Origin of the sequence: Rhizobium sp. NZLR1 (genome assembly GCF_017357385.1) — a bacterium.
GTDB lineage: Bacteria > Pseudomonadota > Alphaproteobacteria > Rhizobiales > Rhizobiaceae > Rhizobium.
Genome location: NZ_CP071632.1, coordinates 3,883,906 through 3,905,784, shown reverse-complemented (window position 1 = coordinate 3,905,784; position 21,879 = coordinate 3,883,906). Strand labels below are relative to the sequence as shown.

General features: G+C 61.8%; 12 protein-coding genes. All 12 read right to left on the bottom strand.

Annotated elements, in window-relative coordinates; genetic code table 11:
- Position 1: 1 nt before the first annotated feature.
- Positions 2-1,633 (bottom strand): alpha-D-glucose phosphate-specific phosphoglucomutase, encoded by a 1,632-nt coding sequence (locus J3O30_RS19240; protein ID WP_207581794.1) that lies wholly within the window; start codon positions 1,631-1,633, stop codon positions 2-4.
- A gap of 6 nt (positions 1,634-1,639) precedes the next feature.
- A complete protein-coding gene (gene glgA, locus J3O30_RS19235; protein WP_207581793.1) occupies positions 1,640-3,082 on the bottom strand; it encodes a glycogen synthase GlgA in 1,443 nt (480 codons plus the stop codon).
- 3 nt (positions 3,083-3,085) lie between these two features.
- Entirely contained in the window at positions 3,086-4,348 is a 1,263-nt protein-coding gene (glgC, locus tag J3O30_RS19230; RefSeq protein ID WP_207581792.1) for a glucose-1-phosphate adenylyltransferase, read from the bottom strand.
- Positions 4,349-4,367: 19 nt separating this feature from the next.
- On the bottom strand, positions 4,368-6,575 hold the full coding sequence (gene glgB / locus J3O30_RS19225) for a 1,4-alpha-glucan branching protein GlgB (protein WP_207581791.1): 2,208 nt from the start codon (positions 6,573-6,575) through the stop codon (positions 4,368-4,370).
- On the bottom strand, positions 6,572-9,034 hold the full coding sequence (locus J3O30_RS19220; protein WP_207581790.1) for a glycogen/starch/alpha-glucan phosphorylase: 2,463 nt from the start codon (positions 9,032-9,034) through the stop codon (positions 6,572-6,574). The genes glgB and J3O30_RS19220 overlap by 4 nt, the downstream gene beginning before the upstream one ends.
- Before the next feature lie 273 nt (positions 9,035-9,307).
- Positions 9,308-10,543 (bottom strand): TadE/TadG family type IV pilus assembly protein, encoded by a 1,236-nt coding sequence (locus tag J3O30_RS19215; protein WP_207581789.1) that lies wholly within the window; start codon positions 10,541-10,543, stop codon positions 9,308-9,310.
- 113 nt (positions 10,544-10,656) lie between these two features.
- Positions 10,657-11,535: a transglutaminase family protein gene (locus tag J3O30_RS19210; protein ID WP_207581788.1), complete on the bottom strand. Its 879-nt coding sequence runs from the start codon at positions 11,533-11,535 to the stop codon at positions 10,657-10,659.
- A 5-nt stretch (positions 11,536-11,540) separates the two neighbouring features.
- Positions 11,541-13,958 carry a circularly permuted type 2 ATP-grasp protein gene (locus J3O30_RS19205; protein ID WP_207581787.1) on the bottom strand — a complete coding sequence of 806 codons (2,418 nt, stop codon included), beginning with the start codon at positions 13,956-13,958 and terminating at the stop codon, positions 11,541-11,543.
- Positions 13,959-14,011: 53 nt separating this feature from the next.
- Entirely contained in the window at positions 14,012-17,338 is a 3,327-nt protein-coding gene (locus tag J3O30_RS19200; protein WP_207581786.1) for a transglutaminase family protein, read from the bottom strand.
- A gap of 207 nt (positions 17,339-17,545) precedes the next feature.
- The gene (locus tag J3O30_RS19195) at positions 17,546-18,928 is read right to left on the bottom strand and encodes a sensor histidine kinase (protein ID WP_207581785.1); all 1,383 of its coding nucleotides are present in this window, start codon (positions 18,926-18,928) and stop codon (positions 17,546-17,548) included.
- Positions 18,925-19,602, bottom strand: coding sequence for a response regulator transcription factor (locus J3O30_RS19190; protein ID WP_207581784.1), 678 nt, complete (start codon positions 19,600-19,602; stop codon positions 18,925-18,927). Before J3O30_RS19190 ends, J3O30_RS19195 begins: the two co-directional genes overlap by 4 nt.
- A 124-nt stretch (positions 19,603-19,726) precedes the next feature.
- Positions 19,727-21,595 carry an adenylate/guanylate cyclase domain-containing protein gene (locus J3O30_RS19185; RefSeq protein ID WP_207581783.1) on the bottom strand — a complete coding sequence of 623 codons (1,869 nt, stop codon included), beginning with the start codon at positions 21,593-21,595 and terminating at the stop codon, positions 19,727-19,729.
- Positions 21,596-21,879: the final 284 nt, after the last annotated feature.

The window sequence follows — 21,879 nt, the reverse complement described above, 5'->3', positions numbered from 1 at the left end:
ATCAGGTGATCACGGTTGGCGCATCGCGTCCCGTGCGTTCACGAATGCTGGCAATGCTTTCGGCGGCCGCAATCAGATCGGCGAGCGCTTCCTGCGTTTCGATGTTGTGGCGAGTCGAATCCGGCTCGTAGCGCTCGATATAGACACGCAAGGTTGCGCCAGACGTGCCGGTGCCGGACAGGCGGAAGACGACGCGCGAGCCGCCTTCGAAGAGCACGCGGACACCCTGATGCTCGCTCACCGATTTGTCGATAGGGTCGTGATAGGCGAAGTCGTCAGCCTTTTCGACCTTCAGGCTGCCGAAGCTCTTGCCGGGCAGGGTGGAAAGCTGGCTGCGGAGATTGTCCACAAGGCCGTTCGCCGCATCGGTGTCGAGACCTTCGTAGTCATGGCGCGAATAATAATTGCGGCCGTAGGTCTGCCAGTGCTGGGTGACGATATCGGCGACGCTCTCGCCGCGCACGGCAAGAATGTTCAGCCACAGCAGCACGGCCCAGAGGCCGTCCTTTTCGCGGACGTGACTGGAGCCGGTGCCGGAGCTTTCCTCACCGCAGATCGTCGCCATGCCGGCGTCGAGCAGGTTGCCGAAGAACTTCCATCCGGTCGGCGTTTCGTACATGCCGATGCCGCGCTTTTCAGCGACACGATCGGCCGCGCCCGATGTCGGCATCGAGCGGGCGATGCCGGCAAGGCCGCCGGAATAGCCGGGAGCGAGATTGGCGTTGGCGGCCAGAATCGCCAGGCTGTCGGAGGGCGTGACGAAGATGCCGCGGCCGATAATCAGATTGCGGTCGCCGTCGCCATCGGACGCGGCGCCGAAATCGGGCGCGTCATCGCCCATCATCTCATCGAAGAGTTCTTTGCAGTGAACCGGGTTGGGGTCCGGATGATGGCCGCCGAAATCCGGCAGCGGCATGAAGTTGCGCACCGATCCCAAGGGAGCGCCAAGGCGATTTTCGAAGATTTCCTTGGCATAGGGGCCGGTGACGGCGCTCATCCCATCGAAGGCAATGCGGAAGCCGAGGCTGATCAGGTTGCGGATGGCGCCGAAATCGAACAGCTCTTCCATCAGCGCGGCATAGTCCTCGACCGGGTCGATGACCGACAGGATCGTGCCGCCGGGAAGCTCGTCCTTGCCGATGCGGTCGAGATTGACGTCGGCGAAATCGGCGATCTTGTAGCTGTCGATCGTCTTGGAGCGTGCATAAATCGCGTCGGTGATCTTTTCCGGCGCCGGGCCGCCATTGTTGATGTTGTATTTGATCCCGAAATCTTCGGTCGGACCGCCGGGATTGTGGCTGGCGGAAAGAATGATGCCGCCGAAAGCCTTGTACTTGCGGATGATGTGGGAGGCGGCCGGCGTCGACAGAATGCCGCCTTTGCCGACCATGACCTTGCCGAAGCCGTTGGCGGCGGCCATCTTGATCGCCTTCTGGATGACTTCGCGATTGTAGTAGCGTCCGTCGCCGCCGATGACGAGGCACTTGCCCTGAAAGCCTTCCAGTGAATCGAAGATCGACTGGATGAAGTTCTCCGCATAGTTCGGCTGCTGGAACACCGGAACCTTCTTGCGCAGGCCCGACGTCCCGGGCTTCTGGTCCAGATAGGGCGTGGTGGGTACAGACTTGTTCATTTTAGTTCACATGCCTTTCGAGACGAGGCTTGAATAGAGGGCAGCGTAGCGTTCGGCGCTCTTCTCCCAGGAGACATCCGATTTCATGCCTTGCTTTTGCAATTGGGTCCAGAGTTTCCGGTCCGCGTAAAAATGCATTGCACGGCGGATTGCCTGTAGCATGCCCGTTTCCGTCACAGGTGAGAATTGTATGCCGGTTGCCACTTTCGCCGCAAGTGCGGCGTGATTGGCGTCGATCACCGTGTCATTCAGTCCGCCGGTGCGGGCGACGATCGGCACGCAGCCATAACGCAGGCCGTAAAGCTGGGTCAGGCCGCAGGGTTCGAAGCGCGAAGGGATGATGATCGCATCGCAGCCGGCCTGCATCAGATGCGACATCGGCTCGTTATAGCCGATCGAGACGCCGATGCGGCCGGGATGGCGGGCGGCGGCGGCCAGCAACGCGCCTTCAAGTGCCGCTTCGCCGGAGCCGAGCACAACGAGCTTGCCGCCCATGGCAACAATCTCGTCGGCGACGTTGGCGACGATATCCATGCCCTTCTGCCAGGTGAGACGGCTGATGACGCAGAAAATCGGGGCGTCGTCATTGTCGAGATGGAAGAATTCGGCGATCGAGCGACGGTTCTCCTCGCGGTTCTTCAGCGTCGTCGCGCCGTAATGGGTGTGGACGACGGGATCGGTCGCCGGGTTCCAGATATCGGTGTCGACGCCGTTGACGATGCCGTGCAGATTGTCGATGTGGCTGGCAATGACGCCCTCGAGCCCCATGCCGAATTCCGGCGTCAGAATCTCGTCGGCATAGGTCGGGCTGACCGTCGTAATCGCATGGGCGGTCTGCAGGCCACCCTTGAGGAAACCGACAGTTCCGTAATATTCGATGCTGTCGGTGGCGAAGGCATGGGCGGGCAGGCGCAGGCCGGGAAAGATCTCGGACCCGAACTGGCCCTGGAAGGCGATATTGTGGATGGTCAGCACGCTCGGCAGTTCCGGCGTCGGATAATAGCGCATGTAGACCGAGGTCAGCGCCGCCTGCCAGTCGTGGGTATGGACGAGATCCGGCCGCCAGCCGGGCAGCAGGCCGGCGGCGATCTCGGAGGCGGCGAGCGATAGAGCGGCGAAACGCCGCCAGTTGTCGGGATAGTCCTTGCCGAGCGGATCGACGTAGGGGCCGCCCGGCCTGTCGTAATAGGCCGGCGCATCGAGAATGAGCAGATCGAGGCCCTCGTGCTGGACCTCAAGTACGGTCGCCGGCTCACCGAGCAGGTCGGGGAGTTCGAGCATGACGACCGGGTCGCGAATGACCTTCATGACGGCGGGATAGCCGGGCAGAAGGGTCTTGGTCTCGACCCCGAAGGCTTGCAGAGCAATCGGCAGGGCGCCTGACACATCGGCCAGGCCCCCTGTCTTGATCAAAGGGAAGACTTCGGATGAAACCGAAAGAACTTTCATAAGTCAGATATCCAGCTTGTCGATCATCGGTTGGGTGATCAGGCAGATGCCGCTTTCCGTCCGCCGGAAGCGCTTGGCGTCGAGTTTCGGATCTTCACCGACGACCAGGCCTTCCGGAATGACGACACCATGGTCGATCACCACATCCTTGAGCTGCGCCCGCCGTCCGATCTTCACGTTCGGCAGGATGACCGCTCCTTCCAATTTGGAGAAGGAGTTGGCCCTGACACCGGTAAAGAGCAGGCTGTTGTTGAGGCTGGCGCCGGAGATGATGCAGTCGCCGGAGACAACGGAGGAGGTGGCCGAGCCGCGGCGATCCTCGTCGTCGTGGACGAATTTCGCCGGCGGGGTGATCTCGGCATAGGTCCAGATCGGCCAGGACTTGTCGTAGATATCAAGCTCCGGAACGATCGCAGTCAGGTCGATATTGGCCTGCCAATAGGCGTCGATCGTGCCGACGTCGCGCCAATAGGGCTCGTGCTCGAAATCGGAACGGACGCAGGACTTGGCGAAACGGTGGGCGACTGCCTTACCGTTGTTGACAATATAGGGGATGATGTCCTTGCCGAAGTCGCGGCTGGAGTTCGGGTCGGCGGCGTCTCGGCGCAGCGCATCGAGCAGGAACTTGGTGTGGAAGACGTAGATGCCCATCGAGGCGAGGGCGAAATCCGGCTTGTCGGGAATGGGCGGCGGATCGGCCGGCTTCTCGACGAAGGCGATGATCTCGTCTTTCTCGTTGACGTGCATGACACCGAAGCCTGTCGCCTCCATGCGTGGCACTTCCAGGCAGCCGATGGTGACGTCGGCGCCGGAATCGACGTGCTGCTGCAGCATCCATTCATAGTCCATCTTGTAGACATGGTCGCCGGCGAGAATGACCATGTATTCGACACCATAATCCTCGATGATGTCGATGTTCTGATAGACGGCATCGGCTGTGCCTTCGTACCACTGCGTTTCAGAAACGCGCTGGCTGGCCGGCAGGATATCGAAGCTCTCGTTGCGCTCAGGGCGAAAGAAGTTCCAGCCGCGCTGCATGTGGCGGATCAGCGAATGCGCCTTGTATTGCGTGGCAACCCCGATGCGGCGGATGCCGGAATTCAGGGCGTTCGACAGGGCGAAATCGATGATGCGGGCCTTACCGCCGAAATAGACGGCCGGCTTGGCACGCCGGTCGGTGAGTTCCTTAAGACGGCTCCCCCTGCCGCCGGCCAGAACATAAGCCATTGCATCGCGGGCAAGTGGCTGAACGCGCTTCTCTACCATTTTCTCCTCCCACCAGTCACTAATTTTCAGGTTCAAGCATGATTGTCGCCAAGGGCGGCAAGGTGATCGAGCAGGTGATGTCGCCGCCGGCATCGACGGCCTGCACGCGCCCGCCATTGCCCTTGCCGCTGCCGCCGTAGATGTCGGCATCGGTATTCAGGATTTCCCGCCAGCGGCCTGCGGAGGGCAGGCGGATCGTGTAGTTCTCGCGGTAGACGGGGGTAAAATTGGTGATGACGGCGACCGGCTTTTGGCCCGGCGACTTGCGCAGCCAGGCAAAGACCGAATTCTGGTGGTCGTCGGCGACGAGCCATTCAAAACCTTCGCCCTCGCAATCGCGTTCATGCAACGCCGGCTTGCTGCGGTAGGTGAAATTGAGATCGCGCACCAGGCGCCGCATGCCCTCATGCATGCGATACTGCAGCAGGTTCCAATCGAGCGACTTCTCCTCGCTCCACTCGCTCCACTGGGCGAATTCCTGGCCCATGAACAACAGCTTCTTGCCGGGATAGCCCCACATATACGCGTAGTAGGCGCGCAGATTGGCGAATTTCTGCCAGTCATCGCCCGGCATCTTTGCGATCAGCGAGCCTTTGCCATGGACAACCTCGTCATGCGAGAGCGGCAGGACGAAATTTTCGGAATAGGCGTAAAGCAGGCCGAAGGTAAGCTCGTTGTGATGGTGTCCGCGGTATATGGGATCGCGGCTCATGTAGCTCAGCGTGTCGTGCATGAAGCCCATATTCCACTTGAAGCCGAAGCCGAGGCCGCCTTCATGGACCGGCTGCGAGACCTTCGGCCAGGAGGTCGATTCCTCGGCAATGGTCATGACGTTGGAATGATTGCCGTAGATGCGGATGTTGAGGTCCTGCAGAAAGCGGACCGCTTCGAGGTTTTCGTTGCCGCCATATTCGTTCGGGATCCATTCGCCGTGTTTGCGCGAATAATCGAGATAGAGCATCGAGGCGACGGCATCGACGCGCAGACCGTCGAGATGGAATTTCTCGGCCCAGTAAAGCGCGTTGTTGACGAGATAGGAAACGACCTCGGTACGGCCGAAATTGTAGATCGCCGTGCTCCAGTCCGGGTGGAAGCCCTTGCGCGGGTCTTCGTGCTCGTAGAGTGCCGTGCCGTCGAACCAGCCGAGGCCGTGCTCGTCGGTCGGGAAATGCGCTGGCACCCAGTCGAGGATGACGCCGATGCCGACCTTGTGGCAGCCGTTGACGAAACGGGCGAAACCTTCCGGCTCGCCGAAACGAGCGGTCGGTGCGTAGAGACCTGTCGTCTGGTAACCCCAGGAGGGGTCGTAGGGGTGCTCGGTGATCGGCAGGAATTCGATATGGGTGAAGCCCATGTCGTCGCAATAAGGGATGAGGCTGGAGGCGAGCTCGTCCCAGGAAAGCATCGTGCCATCGTCCCGGCGCCGCCATGAGGCGGCATGCACCTCGTAGATCGAGATCGGCTGGCGGCGCTTGTCGGTCTCGCGCCAGTGCTTCAGATGAGCTTCGTCATCCCACTCCTGTTCCAGATCGGCAGCGGTGATAGAGGCGGTCTTCGGTCGGAGTTCGCTGCGGCGGGCGAAGGGATCGGCCTTCAGCGGCAGCAGCACGCCGTCCTGGCCGCGGATTTCGAACTTGTAGGCAACGCCGATCGGTACGTCTGGGGCAAAGATTTCCCAGATGCCGCTATCGGAGCGGAAGCGCATGACGTGGCGGCGGCCATCCCAATTATTGAAATCACCGACGACAGAAACGCGCTGCGCATTCGGAGCCCAGACGGCGAAATGGATGCCCTGGGCGCCATCATGCTTGATGAGGTGGGCGCCCATCTTGTCGAACAGGCGCAGGTGTGAGCCTTGGCGGGCAAAATAATCGTCCATCGGCCCGAGCACCGGACCGAAGCTGTAGGGATCGGTGACAGCCCATTCGGCATCGCCGCGCCGGGCGCGGTAACGCACCGGCTGGAGCTTGGTGAGGGAAACCGGGCCGGCGAAGACGCCGTCGGCATGGAGCTGTTTCAGTTCGCCGATGACGCCGCCGTCGAGCGTCATCGCGGTGACTTCCTCGGCACCCGGGATGAAGCACCGGGCGACGAAGGCATCGCCTGCCTGGTGTGCACCTAGGACGGCAAAGGGATTGGAATGCGAGCCGGCAAGGATCGCCGCGATTTCATCTGCCGAAATTTCCCAGGAAAGCTTTACCTCAGGGACGGTTTTCGGCGTTTTCATCCGGCTCTCCAGATTTCGTCTGCATATTGCCTGATCGTACGGTCGGAAGAGAACCAGCCCATCCGCGCCGTGTTGTTGATTGTCTTGGTGTACCAGGCGGACTGGTCGGTCCAAATCTGATCGACTTCGCGCTGCGCCTGGGCGTAGGCGTCGAAATCGGCAGCGACCATGAACCAGTCGTGCGAATAGATGCCGTCGATCAGCGCCGTGTAACGGTTGCGGTCATCGGGCGAGAAGACGCCGGAGCTGATGGCAGCGAGCGCCTGGGCGAGTTCGCGCGAGCCCTCGATGATGGCGCGGGGATTGTGACCATCGCTGCGGACCTTTGAGACCTCGTCGGCCTTGAGGCCGAAGATGACGATGTTGTCCTCGCCGACATTGTCGCGCATCTCGACGTTGGCGCCATCGAGCGTGCCGATGGTCAGCGCACCGTTCAAGCCGAACTTCATGTTGCCGGTACCGGACGCTTCCATGCCGGCGGTCGATATCTGTTCGGAGAGGTCGGCGGCCGGAACCATGACTTCGGCGAGCGAGACATTGTAATTCGGCACGAAGACGATCTTCAGCAGGCCGCGCACCGACGGATCATTGTTGATCGTGCGGGAGACGTCGTTGATCAGTTTGATGATCAGCTTGGCGTTGTAGTAACTCGGCGCCGCCTTGCCGGCGAAGAGTTTCACGCGCGGCACCCAGTCGAGCTCGGGATGCGAGCGGATCTGGTCGTAGAGCGCGACGGCTTCGATGATGTTCAGCAGCTGACGCTTGTATTCATGGATGCGCTTGATCTGGATGTCGAATATCGCCGACGGATCGAGCTTCACGCCCATGCGGCTGGCGACCAGGTTGGAGAGCGCCACCTTGTTCGCCCGCTTTACCGCTGCGAACTTCTCCTGGAAGCTCGGATCCGAAGCATGCGCCTCGAGCGGGCGCAGCTTCTCGGCGTCGTCGAGGAATTCGTCGCCGATCGCCTCGCGGATCAGGCCGGTGAGACCGGGATTGCACTGCTGCAGCCAGCGGCGCGGCGTGATGCCGTTGGTCTTGTTGTTGATGCGATTGGGATAGAGTTTATGCAGGTCGGCAAAGACCGTGACCTTCATCAGGTCGGTGTGCAGGGCAGAGACGCCGTTGATCGAATGCGAGCCGACGAAAGCAAGGTTACCCATGCGCACGCGGCGGTCGCCACTTTCATCGATCAGCGAGATCGAGCGGATTTCCCCGTCGGAGAAGTTTTTGCCTTTGCGCGCGTCGATCAGAATCTTGGCGTTGATCGCATAGATGATCTGCATGTGGCGCGGCAGCAGACGCTCGAACAGCGGCACCGCCCAGCTTTCCAGCGCTTCCGGCAGAAGCGTGTGGTTGGTGTAGGAGAAGGTCCGGCGGGTGATATCCCAGGCCTGGTCGAAATCCATCCCGTGTACATCACAGAGCAGACGCACGAGTTCGGCGACCGAGACGGCGGGATGGGTGTCGTTCAGCTGGATCGCTACCTTGTCCGGCAGCGAAGTGAAATCGTCATATTGCTGCAGATGACGGCGCAGGATGTCCTGCAGCGAGGCTGAGGAGAAGAAGAATTCCTGGCGCAGGCGCAGTTCCTGGCCGGCCGGGGTGGCGTCGGCAGGATAGAGGACCCGGGTCAGGCTTTCGGCCTTGTTGCTTTCGCGCAGCGCCCCGATGTGGTCGCCGGCATTGAAGGCATCGAGCAGGATCGGATCGATCGGCTGCGCCGACCAGAGGCGCAAGGTGTTGACGCGCTTGCCGCGCCAGCCGACGGCCGGCGTGTCGAAGGCGGCGGCGATGACGCGCTCGGCCGGTTTCCAGACGTAACGCGGCTGGTCGTCATGGGTTGTGATGAATTCGACGGCGCCGCCGAAGCCGATTTCATAGGCGCTCTCGCGGCGCTCGAACTCCCAGGGATTACCGTGGGCGAGCCAGTTTTCCGGCAGCTCCACCTGCCAGCCGTCGGCCAACTGCTGGCGGAAAAGGCCGTGGACATAGCGGATGCCGTAGCCATAGGCGGGGACGTCGACCGTCGCCATGCTTTCCATGAAACAGGCCGCCAGACGGCCGAGGCCGCCGTTGCCGAGGGCGGCATCCGGCTCCAGGCCGGCAATGACGTTGACGTCGACGCCGAGCGAGGCGAGTGCATCGCGCACCTCCTCCATCAGCCCGAGGTTCGAGACGGCATCGCGCATCAGGCGGCCGATCAGGAATTCGAGGGAAAGATAATAAACGCGCTTGGCGCCGGTCGCGTAAACTTCGCGGGTGGAGGCCATCCATCTGTCGATGATGCGGTCGCGCACCACCAGGATTGTTGCCGTCAGCCAGTCATGCGGCTTTGCCACCTTGGCATCCTTGCCGATGCGGTAGGTCAGGCGTTCGATGATTTCTTCGGCGAGAATTTCCGGCTTTGAGCTGCGCGGGGCGGGGGAGGGGATAACCGGCTTGGAAACGGTGTTCATTGTCAGGTCTCGCCAATTTTAATTTGGTTTCAGGATGTTATGCCTGATCTAATCGATTTGTCGCTCGCATCGACGACAGTTTATGCATCGTTACTAAGCACTTGCAACAAAGGATTTGGACAAACGAAAAAATTGCGAAACCTTCATATTCACAGGGTTCAAGGGGGTTGATTTCAATCGCTTTTCCCGATCAGATGGATGGGATAGCGATAACGAAAAGCCGCCCCGGTTTGTTCCGGAGCGGCTTTTTGGTTCCCGTTTCTCGAGCGTTTATCAGTTCGTCAGACGTGTCATCTGTGCAGAGGCCTTCGCTCCGATCGCCTTGAAGGCGGCAAGCAGATCTTCCATTTTTTCCGCCTGGAAATAATGGGCGTCATCGGAAGCGCAATAATGCAGCAGCGCCTGTCCGCCCGCGGGCGCCATGAAGGCGATCGTGTAAATTTCGATGCCCTTGGATTTCGCGGTGTCGCATGTTGCCTTGGTCAAGGTGTCGTATGAACGGCCGTAGCTGCTGTCGTCGTTGTTGTCGCCATCGGTCATGAAAACGATGTACTTCTTGGGTACTTGCCCGGTCTTGAGCTTGTGAGCTGCGTCCTCGGCGTCATTGCCCGCGGCGTTCTTGGCGGTCAGAGATGTGTAAGCCGTGTTCACTGCGCCGCTTGAATTCGTGCCGCCTCCCGATTGAAGCGCGTTGACATAACTCGTGACAGCGGTGATCCCCCAAGCGAGCTTGCTCGGCGCGTATTGATTGATATCGTAGGATACGGCGCCGGTGCGCACATATTCGGCATTGGGATCAGCGCTGTTGAGCTGGCTAAAGAGACTGCCGGCGGCGATCTTCAGCGCCTCTATCTTGGTGTAGTAATTTGCGCGGCTGCCGGTGCATTTGTCGTAAACCCACTTATTATTCTTGCTGTTGTAGTGGAGGTTGCAGTCGTAGGTGAATGGTTCCGTCGGATCATCCACGTTGACGGTTTCGGTAGGATCTCCCATCGACCCTGATTTATCGAGCGCGAGATACATCGAGAGCGAGCCCTGGGTTTCCGAATGGCCGCCGACGGTCGTGCTTGATGTCGAAAGATGCTGCGTGCTGAAACCGACCGCCTGCATCAGCGGGTTGACGGTGAGGTCGTAACTTGGTGAAACCGTCACCTGATAGGATGTCGATTTGCCCGACGTCGTTGTCTTGATATCGACGCCTGTCGCGCTCTTGATATCGGCGCTGCTCTGCAGGTAATTCGCCATTTGTCCGGCGACGAAATTCCGCGCGAAGGCCTCGGCCTGCGAAGTCTGGATCGTGCCGTTCGCCAGCGCGGTCGCGGTTGCGAGCGCGGCGGAATCGGCGGCTTCCTGCAATTGCTGTTTGGAGAGCAATATATCGCCCACCTGGATCGCCATGCCGGCTGCACCGAAAAGAACGGGCAGCAGGATCGCCGTCATCATACCGAAATTACCGCCACGGTCGCTGAACATGCGACGCAGGCGGGGATGCAAAAAAGAGGTGCTCATCATGTTCACCCGAAATAGACCCTGTGGGTGACATTAGGCACGCTCCTCCTTTCCGTTGTCCTTACGACGTCAATACAATTTTAACGAATCGGCGGATTCTTCCAGTTTTGGGATTATTTCAGCGGGATCACGTCGACCGCCTGGTCGGCGCGTTGGCCGCCATAGCTTTTCAACACGCCGATGACGGGGACGACGTCGGAATAGTCCCGGCCGTAGGCGACGACGATGTGGTCGGTGCCGGCGGCGATGTTGTTGGTCGGGTCGAGCTCGATCCAGCCGATCGTCTCGCCGCACCAGACCCGCACCCAGGCATGCATGGCATCTGCACCTTCCAGCCGTTCCTTGCCCGGTGGGGGGATGGTGCGCAGGAAACCGGAGACGTAGCCGGCCGGAATGCCGAGGCTCCGGAGCGCCAGGATCATGATGTGTGTGAAATCCTGGCAGACGCCGCGCTTCAGCGTGAATGCTTCGAGCGGCGTCGTGTCCACCGTCGTCGCCTCGGGGTCGTAGGTGAAATTCTTGTTGATGCGGGCACAGAGCGCATGGGCGATCTGCATCGCCGTCAGATCAGGCATGGCGCAGCTTCGGGCATAGTCGCTGATCTCGCGCGCTTGGGTCAGGCGCGGGCTGTCGCCGAGGAAGTGGTGCGGCGAATCCGGCGCCAGCGACCAGATGCCTGATATCTCCTCCGGCAAGTCGGCGAGCAATGGCGAGAAATCGGCGGCGATCGGCTGGCTTTCCACCTGCACGCGGGCCTGCATGCGAATGTCGAGCGTCTCGTGCGGCGCGCGCAGCATGAAGGAGGTGGCGGGATGATCGAAGAAATCGACGAAATGCGACTGCTCCTCTGGCGTCGGCGAGATGGTGATCGAGCCGGCGACCAGCCGTTGCCGGTTGGTCAGTGACAGCGGCATCAGGCGCATGATGTGGCGGGCGCCGGAGGCCGGCACGTCGTAGCTGTAACCCATCCGAAGCGAAAGATCGTAGAGCATTGATGTCACCCGAGATAGGTCTGGGCGAGCAGCTCGGAAAGCTGCTCCAATTCGCGTTCGAGCCGTTGATAGACCTCGACCCCCATGCCCTCCGGCGTCATCACTGCCAGGCCGGAATGGAGCCGCATCGCCTCGCGGTAGAAGGGCGACATCTGGCCGTTGATCAGGGCGTTCGGCAGTTGCTCGACCTCGTGGTGGATCTCGTTCACCTGGAAGAGGACCGAGCGGGGGTTGAGGGGGTCGAGCGCCAAAAGGTCGGTGACGGTCAGCCTCGCCGTGTTGACGTTGTAGCGGCGGCGGTGGGTCATGACGCTGTCGCCGATCTCGAGCAGCATGTCGAGCGCGCCGTCGGGTGCTTCCGGGCCGGACATGTGGCCGAGCAGCCGCGTCATGTGCAGGCCGCGCTCGATATAACGGCCGAGCGAGAGGAAGCGCCAGCCCATGAAGCGGTACATGTTCTCGTGCACCAGCCCGGCGAAGCCCGCAAGCTTGCGCAGAAGGATGGTCATCGCGTGACTAGCGTCATCGCCTGCAGCGACGCTGACATGGAAACGGCGGGCGGTCTTGGCGAGATCGTTGAGGGCGAGCCAGCCATCCGGCGAGAAGCGGTCGCGGATGTTGCTTGCGGAATAAACGGCGCTGTCGATGTGGCGTAAAAGCGTTTCGGGCACGGCCTCGGCGGTATCGATATCGACAGCCGTGAGATACTCGGAGACGTCGGCGAGCAGCGGCTGGCTCGGATCGGCAGCCTCGGCATAACGCGCATGCCAGGCGCGCAGGATGCGCAGCGCCCCTTCGGCGCGCTCGATGTAGCGGCCGAGCCAAAACAGATTGTCGGCCGCCCGGCTTGGCAGGCTGCCCGGCATGTTGCGGGTGAAGCTGCCTTCGGCCGGCAGCAGAGTGTGGCGCTCGACCGGCTTGTCGCTGACGATCCAGACGTCGGCGGCCGCCCCGCCTGACTGCATAGCGATCGCCGCGACATCGGCGCCAGAGCCGATGCGGGCAAAACCGCCGGGCATGATCTGCCAGCCGTTCGCGGTGCGGGCGGCGAAGACGCGCAGCGACATCGGCCGCGGCACGAGCTTGCCGTCCACCCAGGCGGGCGTCGTCGAGAGCGTGACGACCTCCTGTCCCACAAGTTTCGGTCCGTCCGAACTCAGCCAGTCGGTGATGGAATCCTTGGCGGCCGCACGCAGTGACGAGCCGAGCACGGATTCGCCGCTGTCGTCGAAGAAGGGGGCGCGGGAATAGGCCGGGCCGATCACCATCTTCTCGATATTCTTTGCGACGTGCTCGCGCTCTTCCTCCTGGCCGCACCACCAGGTGGCGATCGATGGAAGTTGCAGATCCTGCCCCAGTAGACGGTGACAGATGGTCGGCATGAAGGCCAGAAGCGCCCGGGTTTCGAGAACCCCCGTACCGAGCGCATTGACGATGGTGACGCTTTCGGCGCGCAGCGCTTCGACGAGGCCGGGCGTGCCGATATGCGAATTCTGGTTCAGCTCCAGCGGGTCGGCAAAGGCCGAATCGAGACGGCGCCAGAGCACGCCGATCGGCTTCAGGCCGGCGACGGTGCGCACCATGACGCGGCCCTTGACGACGGTGAGGTCCTCGCCCTCGAGCAGCATGAAGCCGAGATAGCGGGCGATGTAGGCGTGCTCGTAATAGGTCTCGTTGGCGGGGCCTGGCGTCAGCACGGCGATGCGGTCGTCGCCCGAATGTTTCATGCCCTGCAGCGCGTCGCGGAAGGCGCCGAAGAAGGAGGCGAGGCGGTGGACCGGGGTTTCGGCGTAGATATCCGAAAAGGCCCGGGTCGTCGCGACGCGGCTTTCCAGCGCGAAACCGGCGCCCGACGGCGCCTGCGTCCGGTCGGCCAGCACCCACCAGTTGCCGTCCGGTCCGCGGCCGATCTCGAAGGCGCAGAAATGCAGATAATGGCCGGAGGCCGGCCGGATGCCGGCGAGCGGGCGTTGGAATTCGGGATTAGCGGCCATCAGCGCCGGCGGCAGCACCCCTTCCTGCACCAGCCGGTTGTCGCCGTAGATATCGGCAACGATCGCCTCGAGCAGGTCGGCGCGCTGGACGAGGCCTGCCGACAGCGTCTGCCATTCGCGCTCGTCGATCAGCACCGGAATATGCGAGATCGGCCAGGCGCGTTCGCCGGTGCCCTTGCTGCCATAGGCACGGTAGAAGACGCCGGCATCCCGGAGATAGCGGTCGGCGCGGGCGAAACGCTCGGCGAGATCCTTTTCCGGCATTGCGCTCAGATGCGACAGGAAATTCTTCCAGACCGGGCGGACAACACCTTTATTGTCGACCATCTCGTCGGCGGTGCCAGGAAGCGGCTCATAGTCGAAGGCCGCATCCTTGCCGATGCGGTCCTCTGCTTCTCCCCTGCGCTCAACTGCCGGCCTCTTACCCATCAAAACCCAAGCCTTAAACCCCCGGCCTTAACCTCAGCCTCAATCCCCCGGCTTCAAATTCCGGCGGGCCGCCTCAGATCCAGCGTTAGCGGGAATTCAAGAGAACCCGTCTCGGCGCGCGGGATATAACCACCCGCCGTATGTCCCCACGGCTCGAAGCGGGCGAGCCGCCTTGCTTCCGCCTCGTTGCCGTTGACCGGGAAGGTGTCATAGGTCCGGCCGCCCGGATGGGCAACATGATAGATGCAGCCGCCGATCGAACGCTTCGACCATGTATCATAAATGTCAAAAGTCAAAGGCGTGTTGATCGGCAAGACGGGATGCAGGCCGGAGGACGGCTGCCACGCCTTGTAACGGACGCCGGCGACCGATACGCCGGAGGTGCCGGTCGGCGTCAGCGGCAGAGTGCGGCCATTGCAGGTGACGGTGTAGCGCGCCGCATTGCTGGTCTCGAGCCGCACTTGAAGGCGCTCGACGGAGCTGTCGACGTAACGGGCAGTGCCGCCCGGCGCACCTTCCTCGCCCATGACGTGCCAGGGTTCAAGCGCCTGGCGCAGCTCCAGTTTGGAGCCTTCGTATTCGACCTCGCCGCAGAAGGGGAAGCGGAATTCGAGCTGAGCCTTGAACCATTCCGAACTGACGTCGAAGCCGTTTTCGCGAAGGTCGGCAAGCACGTCGAGGAAATCGGCCCAGACGAAATGCGGCAGCATGAAACGGTCGTGCAGAGTTGTGCCCCAGCGGACGAATTTGCCATCGACCGGGTTGACCCAGAACCGGGCGATCAGCGCGCGGACCAGCAATTGCTGGGCGAGCGACATGCGGGCGTTCGGCGGCATTTCGAAGCCACGGAACTCGATGAGGCCGAGCCGTCCGGTCGGACCGTCCGGCGAAAACAGCTTGTCGATACAGATCTCGGCGCGGTGGGTGTTGCCGGTAACGTCGGTCAAAAGGTGGCGGAACAGGCGGTCGACGAGCCAGGGCAGCGGCTGCTGGCCGCGGCCGGGTGCAGCGATCTGCGCCATGGCGATCTCCAGCTCGTAGAGGCTGTCGTGACGAGCCTCATCGATGCGCGGCGCCTGGCTGGTTGGGCCGATGAACATGCCGGAGAAGAGGTAGGAGAGCGAGGGGTGCCGCTGCCAGTGCAGGACGACGCTCTTTAAGAGATCGGGACGGCGCAGGAACGGGCTGTTGTTCGGATTGGCGCTGCCGACGACGACATGGTTGCCGCCGCCGGTGCCGGTATGACGGCCGTCGATCATGAACTTGTCGGCGCCAAGCCGGGTGTCACGCGCCTCCTCGTAGATCGCCGTAGTGATATCGACGCAGTCCTTCCAGTTCGAGGCCGGATGAATGTTGACCTCGATGACGCCGGGATCCGGGGCGACGCGGATGACATTGATGCGCTCGTCCTGCGGCGGCGGGTAACCTTCGATGTGGACCGGAAGCTTGAGCTCGGCGGCGGCGTTTTCGGCAGCGGCGATCAGCTCGAGATAATCTTCGATGCGCTCGACCGGCGGCATGAAGACGCAGAGCCTGCCGTCGCGCGGCTCGACCGACATGGCGGTGCGCACGGCCCCGCGGAGTTCACCGAGCGTCTGTTCGATCCGGCCGCGATTGCCCTCGTCGGCATTGAACGAGGCTTCAGGCATGGCGCGGCCGGCCGGTACAAAGACATCAGGCAGCGGTTCACGTGGGATCGTCGGATCGGCGGGGTGGATATAGGGATAACGCGCCGGGGGAACATAGGGCAGTGTGCCGAGCGGCAGGCGGTAACCGATGGGACTGTCGCCCGGGACGAGAAAGATATTGCCGCGGCGGGTGCGCCATTTCTCGCTGACCCAGACGCGGCTTTCAGCCGCCTTGGCGTTCCATGCTTGAACCGGGAGGATGTAACCCGTGGGGACGGTAAGGCCACGGGCAAACACCCGGGCGATGCGGTTGCGTTCTTCGGGATCCTTCAGCTTCGAATTCGACGGATCGACGTTTTCGGGAAGGCTGCCTTCCTTGATGATCCAGTCGGCTGGATCCTCATAGGCCGGCTGCACCATGTCAGGCTTGATCGCCAGTTCCTTTGCGATCGCCGTCAAAAACTTCTCGGCATCCTCGGCGGTGACGCCGGTATCTTTGCCTTCGACAGCCACCAGATCGAGGTTCTGCCAGACCGGCTTGCCGTCGCGGCGCCAGTAGAGCGAGAAGGTCCAGCGCGGCAGGCTTTCGCCCGGATACCATTTGCCCTGGCCATAATGCAGGAAACCGCCGGGGGCGAAGCGTTCGTGCAGCCGGCGGATCAGGCTGTCGGCCTTTTCGCGCTTGGTCGGGCCGACGGCGGCGGTGTTCCACTCCTCGGACTGGAAATCGTCGATCGAAACGAAGGTCGGTTCGCCGCCCATCGTCAGATGCACGTCCTCGGCTTCGAGGACACGATCGACCTTCTCGCCGAGTTCGTTGAGTTCGTCCCAGCTTTCATCGGAGAAAGGCTTGGTGATGCGCGGGTGTTCGGCGACGCGCGAGACCTTCATGTCGAAGGCGAATTCGGTTTCGGCCTCGCCGAAATAACCGCCCGAGATCGGCGCGGCGTTGCGATAATGCGGCGTGGCGGCAAGCGGGATGTGGCTTTCGCCGGTCAGCAGCCCAGACGTCGGATCAAGGCCGACCCAGCCGGCGCCGGGCAGATAGACCTCCGCCCAGGCATGCAGGTCGGTGAAATCGACTTTGGTGCCGGAGGGGCCGTCGAGTGCTTTCAGGTCCGGCGTCAGCTGGATGAGGTAGCCGGAGACGAAGCGGGCGGCAAGGCCGAGATGGCGAAGGATCTGGACGAGCAGCCAACTGGTGTCGCGGCAGGAGCCCTTGGCGCTTTCAAGCGTCTCCTCCGGCGTCTGCACGCCGGTTTCCATGCGGATGACATAGCCGATCTGCCGCTGCAGGCGGGCATTCAGGCCGACGATCATATCGACCGTCGGCTGGTCGGGCGACCAGTCGAGCGTCGGCAGCATTGCCTTCAGGCGGGGACCGGCCGGTTCCGGCGTCATATAGATCGAGAGATCTTCCTGGATCGTCTCAGGGTACCCGAAGGGCCACTTGGTTGCCTCTTCCTCGACGAAGAAGTCGAAGGGATTGTAGACCGTCATGTCGGCGACGAGATCGACCTCGATCTTGAACTCCGTCACCGGGTCCGGAAAGACGTAGCGGGCGAGGTAATTGCCGTAGGGATCCTGCTGCAGGTTGACGAAATGGTTGGAGGGCGTGACCTTCAGCGAGTGGCTGAGCACCCGTGTCTTCGAATGCGAGGCAGGTTTCAGTCGGATGATCTGTGGGCCGAGGCGGATCGGTTTATCATAAGTGTAATGGGTCAGATGATAGATGCTGGCTTTGATCGACATATTTCTCTTTTATCCGGCGCGCATCGTCGTGCGGCTTGCTGTTCCCGAAATCAGTGTGTGCAATGCAGCGAAAGAAAGCAAGCTGGAAAGGTCACCGGCATAATTCCTTAAATCGGAATCGATTTAAGGAATTATGCCGCGATTCAAAATGCTACGGCGTCCTTAGCGCGTCCGAAAGACGCGCGGCGTTGTAGAGGCTGAAGGCTTTTATGCGGCCTTGGCGAAGGTGACGGCCGCCTTCAGGCCCCTGCCATCCGGGCCCGGCTCCAGCGTCAGGTTGGCATTGAAAAGATTGGCGATTTCCTCGACGATCGGCAGGCCGAGGCCGGCGCCCGGCGCACCTGTCTCATTGCCGCGCGAAAAACGCCCGCGCACCGCCTCCAGCTTGTTGCGTGGAATGCCGGGGCCGTTGTCCTCGACTTCGAGGCGGATCGTCTCTGCTGCTGCGATGATGCGGACGGTGACCTCAGCTCCCTTGCCGGCATAGGCGATGGCATTTCCGGCAAGGTTGCGCAGCATTTCGCCGATGAGCAGCGGCTCGGCGCGGATCATCGCCGGGCTTCCGCCCTCGAAACCGAGATCGATGCCGGCGACGGCAGCCGTCGGGATCTGCTCACCGGTAATTTCCTGGGCGATGGCGGCAAGATCGATGGCGGAGGCGGTCAGTGCTTCCTTGGCGGTGGCCGCGTCGATCTTTGCCATCAGGAGAAGCTGGGCGAGGATGCGCTCGGCATGCGCCACCGCCTGATCGCCCTTCAGAGCTGCCGCCTGCGCCTCCTCAAGCGAGCCGGCGCGGGCAGAGAGAGCAAGCTGGGTGCGGATGATCGCCAGCGGCGTGCGCAGCTGATGGCTGGCATTGCCGGTGAAGTGGCGGAGCGCATCGAGGGCCGATTGCAGGCGGACCATGAAGCTATTCACCGTATCGACCAGCGGCTGGACCTCGCTCGGCACCGTCTGCTCGATCGGATGCAGATCATCGGGGCTGCGTTCGCCGATGGCGTCGCCGAGTTTGTAGAGCGGACGCAGGGCCACCGTGACTGAGATCCAGACAATGACGGCGGCACCCGCGATCATGAAGGCGAGGCGGAGTGCCGAGCGAACGAGGATTGCTTGCGCCAGCTGCCGTCGGCCAATGGTGGTTTCGGCGACCGTCACCACGAAGGGCACGGAGCGGATGCCCGTCGAGGCGGAGCGTTCGAGTGTGGCGACGCGGATCGGCTCTCCGCGGAAGCTGTCGTCGGCGAAGGCGGCGGCATTGGCGGGTGTCTTCTTCAGGACCGGCAGCGACTGGTAACCGGTGATAAATTTGCCCGGCGGACCGTCGACGCGGTAGAAGACGCGGTCCTGCGCGGCCGAGGTCAGCATTTCAAGCGCAACATAGGGGATATCGACCTGCAGGGTGCCGTCTTCGGCAACGACGACGCGTTCGGCGATCGCCAGCGCGGAGCCGGCGAGCACACGGTCGGAGACGATGTTCGAGGTCTGGACCGCCTCGCGATAGGTATCGGCGAGCGCCAGCGTGCCGATGACCGCTGTGGACACAAGTAGCCAGAAGAGCAGCCGGCGCCTGAGGGAATAGGCGGCTTTCATGAGGCCTCGGGAAGCTTGTCGAGATAATAGCCGATGCCGCGGGCGGTCTTGACCGTCAGGCCGTGCGGTGAGAGACGTTTCCTCAGGCGGCTGACATATTGCTCGATGGCGTTTGCCGAAATGTCGTCGTCGAAGGCCGTCAGCGACTGGATGATCGCCTCCTTGGCGACGACCTTGCCGGCCCGCATGAAAAGAATTTCGAGCAGCCCAAGTTCGCGGGCGGGAATGTCCAGCGGCGTGGCGCCTGCCGAAAAGGCTCGGGAATTGAGATCGAACGAGATGCTGCCAAAACTGACAGTCGCCGAGCGCAGGCCTGCCTGGCGGCGCAGCAATACGCGCACGCGGGCCTCGAATTCGGCGATGTCGAAGGGTTTGATCAGATAATCGTCGGCACCGAGATCGAGACCCTTCACCCGTTCTTCCGGCGTACCGCGTGCGGTCAGGATGAGCACGGCTGCCTGGTTTTGCCGGGCGCGCATGGCGCGCAGCACGTCGAGCCCGTCCATCTCGGGCAGGTTGAGGTCGAGGATCACCAGATCGAAATTTTCAGCGGCGATGACCGCATTGGCGGATGCGCCGTCGTGAACGACATCGACGGCATGGCCCGTGCCGCGCAAGATCGCCGACAGGCCGTCGGCCAGCGCGATATTGTCTTCGGTGAGCAGGATGCGCACGGATCTCCCCCTGTTTTTCAAAGGAGACTACAGAGGTGGGGGAGCGATGTCACAACGATTTTGAATATCGGGATTTTGAAGATTGGGATTTTCAAGATTGGGTGAACGCCGGGAAAGCCCGGCGTCAGCTTCCGGTCCTTTCGATCCGTTCGCGCTGCGTCAGTGCGGCGTTGAGGAGTTTCTGGAAACGGGGATCGTCGCGGATGTTGTCGAGATCGGAATCATTGTTGAACCATTTGATATGGTAGACGGAGCTGTTCGGCAGCAGCCTCTCAAGGAGATCGATCGCCTGGTCGGCATCGCCGAGGACGGAATAGACGCAGGCGAGATTATACTGCGCGACGATGTCGTCGGGATCGATGGCGATGGCGCGGGCGGCCCAGTCGCGCGCCCTGTTGATATCGCCCATATGCGCAAGCGCCAGCGCGCCGCGATGGGCCGGGCCGGAATTTTCCGGATTGACGTTCAGCGCGCGTTCGGCGCGCAGCAGGCCGAGGCGCGCCCAGTTTTCCGTATCCAGCAGACGGCCGAGCGAGCGGTAGGCGGACATCAGGTGGATCGGTGAGACGTAGTCGTCAGGACGGATCGCGGCGGCGCGGGTGAAATATTGAACCGATTCGGCAAAATTGCCGTGCATGAAGAAGAACCGGGCATAGTGGAAATTCGCCTCGAAGAGGTTCGGATCGAGCGCCAGGGCACGTTCGAACGCGGCCGCGGCCCTGTCGTCATAGCCGCTCTGATGCAGGGCCAGGCCGTGCGAGGCATGGGCCTCGGGAAGGTCGGGATCAAGCGCAAGCGCGCGGGCGCTCATGTCGAGGATGCGCCTCAGCGGCACGTCGTCAGGTGCCCAATCGCGGATCGCCGCGTCGCAATCGGCGATGCCGGCATAGGCGCGGGCATAGTCGGGGTCGAGTTCCACCGCCTTGCAGAACATGCGCCTTGCGAGCTGGAGATAGGATTTGGTCCAGGTGTGGGAAAGCTGACGGCCCCGGAGGTAATAGGTATAGGCCTCGACATTGGCGGTCGGCTCAGTGGCGATTGCCTTTTTCTCCTCCGGCAGCAGACGCACCTTGAGCTGGCCGACGATTGCATGGGTGATCTCGTCCTGGATGGCGAAGATGTCGGTGAGGTCGCGGTCATAACGTTCGGCCCAGAGATGATCGCCATTGGCGGTGTCGATCAGCTGGCCGGAAATGCGCACGCGATTGCCGAAGATGCGCACACTTCCCTCGAGCACGTAGCGCACACCAAGTTCCTGGGCGAGCCGCTTCACCTTCACCGATATGCCCTTGTAGGTGAAAATGGTATTGCGCGGCACGACGTGCAGGCTGGAGATCTTGGAGAGATCGGTGATGATGTCTTCGGTGATGCCGTCGGAGAAATAGTCCTGGTCGGCATCGCCGCTCATATTGGTAAAGGGCAGCACGGCGATGAAGCAGGTATTGCGGTTCTGCGCGACCAATTTCGCCGAGGAGGGCGGCGCCAGGGTGACGGTATAGACCTGAACCGGCTGCCGGATGTTCTTCAGCATATGCTCGCCGATGAATTCGAAGCCAAGATTGAGCCGCGCGCCGACCTGATCGCGCACCGAGGCCGATACGGCGATGCCGCCCGGCGCTGCGATACGCTCAAGCCTGGCGGCAAGATTGACGCCGTCTCCGAAGATGTCGCCGTTCTCGACCACGACATCGCCGAGATTGATGCCGATCCGGAATTCGACGCGTTCGTCTTTGGGCACGTTCTCGTTGCGGGCGGCCATGCTGCGCTGGATTTCGGCGGCGCAGGCGACCGCATTCACCACGCTCTGGAATTCGGCAAGGATGCCGTCGCCGGTGAGTTTGACGATCCGGCCCTTGTAGTCTGAAATCCGAATGTCGACCAGCTCGCAGCGATGGCGGTTCAGCGCCTGCAACGTGCCGGATTCATCGATGCCCATCAGTCGGCTGTAGCCAACGACATCCGCAGCGAGAATAGCGCTCAGTCGTCGTTCCATGACCCCTCCCCAGGATCTTCCCAGTTTAGTCCAGCTTTTTATAGAGTTTTTGTCGCGTAGAGTCGTCCCCCGAATAGAAATTCGGGCGAATTCGACGTTTTGACACGGCAGCGCGACCATATAGCGTCGCCGATCTTCATCAATACTCTGAATGGGTGAAGGATGATGCTTGTCGCTAATCCTTTGTGATGAAGGGTCGATTCTAATCGGAGAAATCGGGGTTTTTTGCTTTGGCCGATGCTTCCGGGGGTCGGTACATAAAACCGATCGCCGGTCGATTTTAG

Coding starts and splice junctions, on each gene's coding strand:
- glgC (WP_207581792.1), bottom strand. CDS start 4,348: ATGGTAGAGAAGCGCGTTCAGCCACTTGCCCGCGATGCAATGGCTTAT.
- J3O30_RS19205 (WP_207581787.1), bottom strand. CDS start 13,958: ATGGGTAAGAGGCCGGCAGTTGAGCGCAGGGGAGAAGCAGAGGACCGC.
- J3O30_RS19185 (WP_207581783.1), bottom strand. CDS start 21,595: ATGGAACGACGACTGAGCGCTATTCTCGCTGCGGATGTCGTTGGCTAC.
- J3O30_RS19195 (WP_207581785.1), bottom strand. CDS start 18,928: ATGAAAGCCGCCTATTCCCTCAGGCGCCGGCTGCTCTTCTGGCTACTT.
- J3O30_RS19200 (WP_207581786.1), bottom strand. CDS start 17,338: ATGTCGATCAAAGCCAGCATCTATCATCTGACCCATTACACTTATGAT.
- glgA (WP_207581793.1), bottom strand. CDS start 3,082: ATGAAAGTTCTTTCGGTTTCATCCGAAGTCTTCCCTTTGATCAAGACA.
- J3O30_RS19220 (WP_207581790.1), bottom strand. CDS start 9,034: ATGAACACCGTTTCCAAGCCGGTTATCCCCTCCCCCGCCCCGCGCAGC.
- J3O30_RS19210 (WP_207581788.1), bottom strand. CDS start 11,535: ATGCTCTACGATCTTTCGCTTCGGATGGGTTACAGCTACGACGTGCCG.
- J3O30_RS19240 (WP_207581794.1), bottom strand. CDS start 1,633: ATGAACAAGTCTGTACCCACCACGCCCTATCTGGACCAGAAGCCCGGG.
- glgB (WP_207581791.1), bottom strand. CDS start 6,575: ATGAAAACGCCGAAAACCGTCCCTGAGGTAAAGCTTTCCTGGGAAATT.
- J3O30_RS19215 (WP_207581789.1), bottom strand. CDS start 10,543: ATGAGCACCTCTTTTTTGCATCCCCGCCTGCGTCGCATGTTCAGCGAC.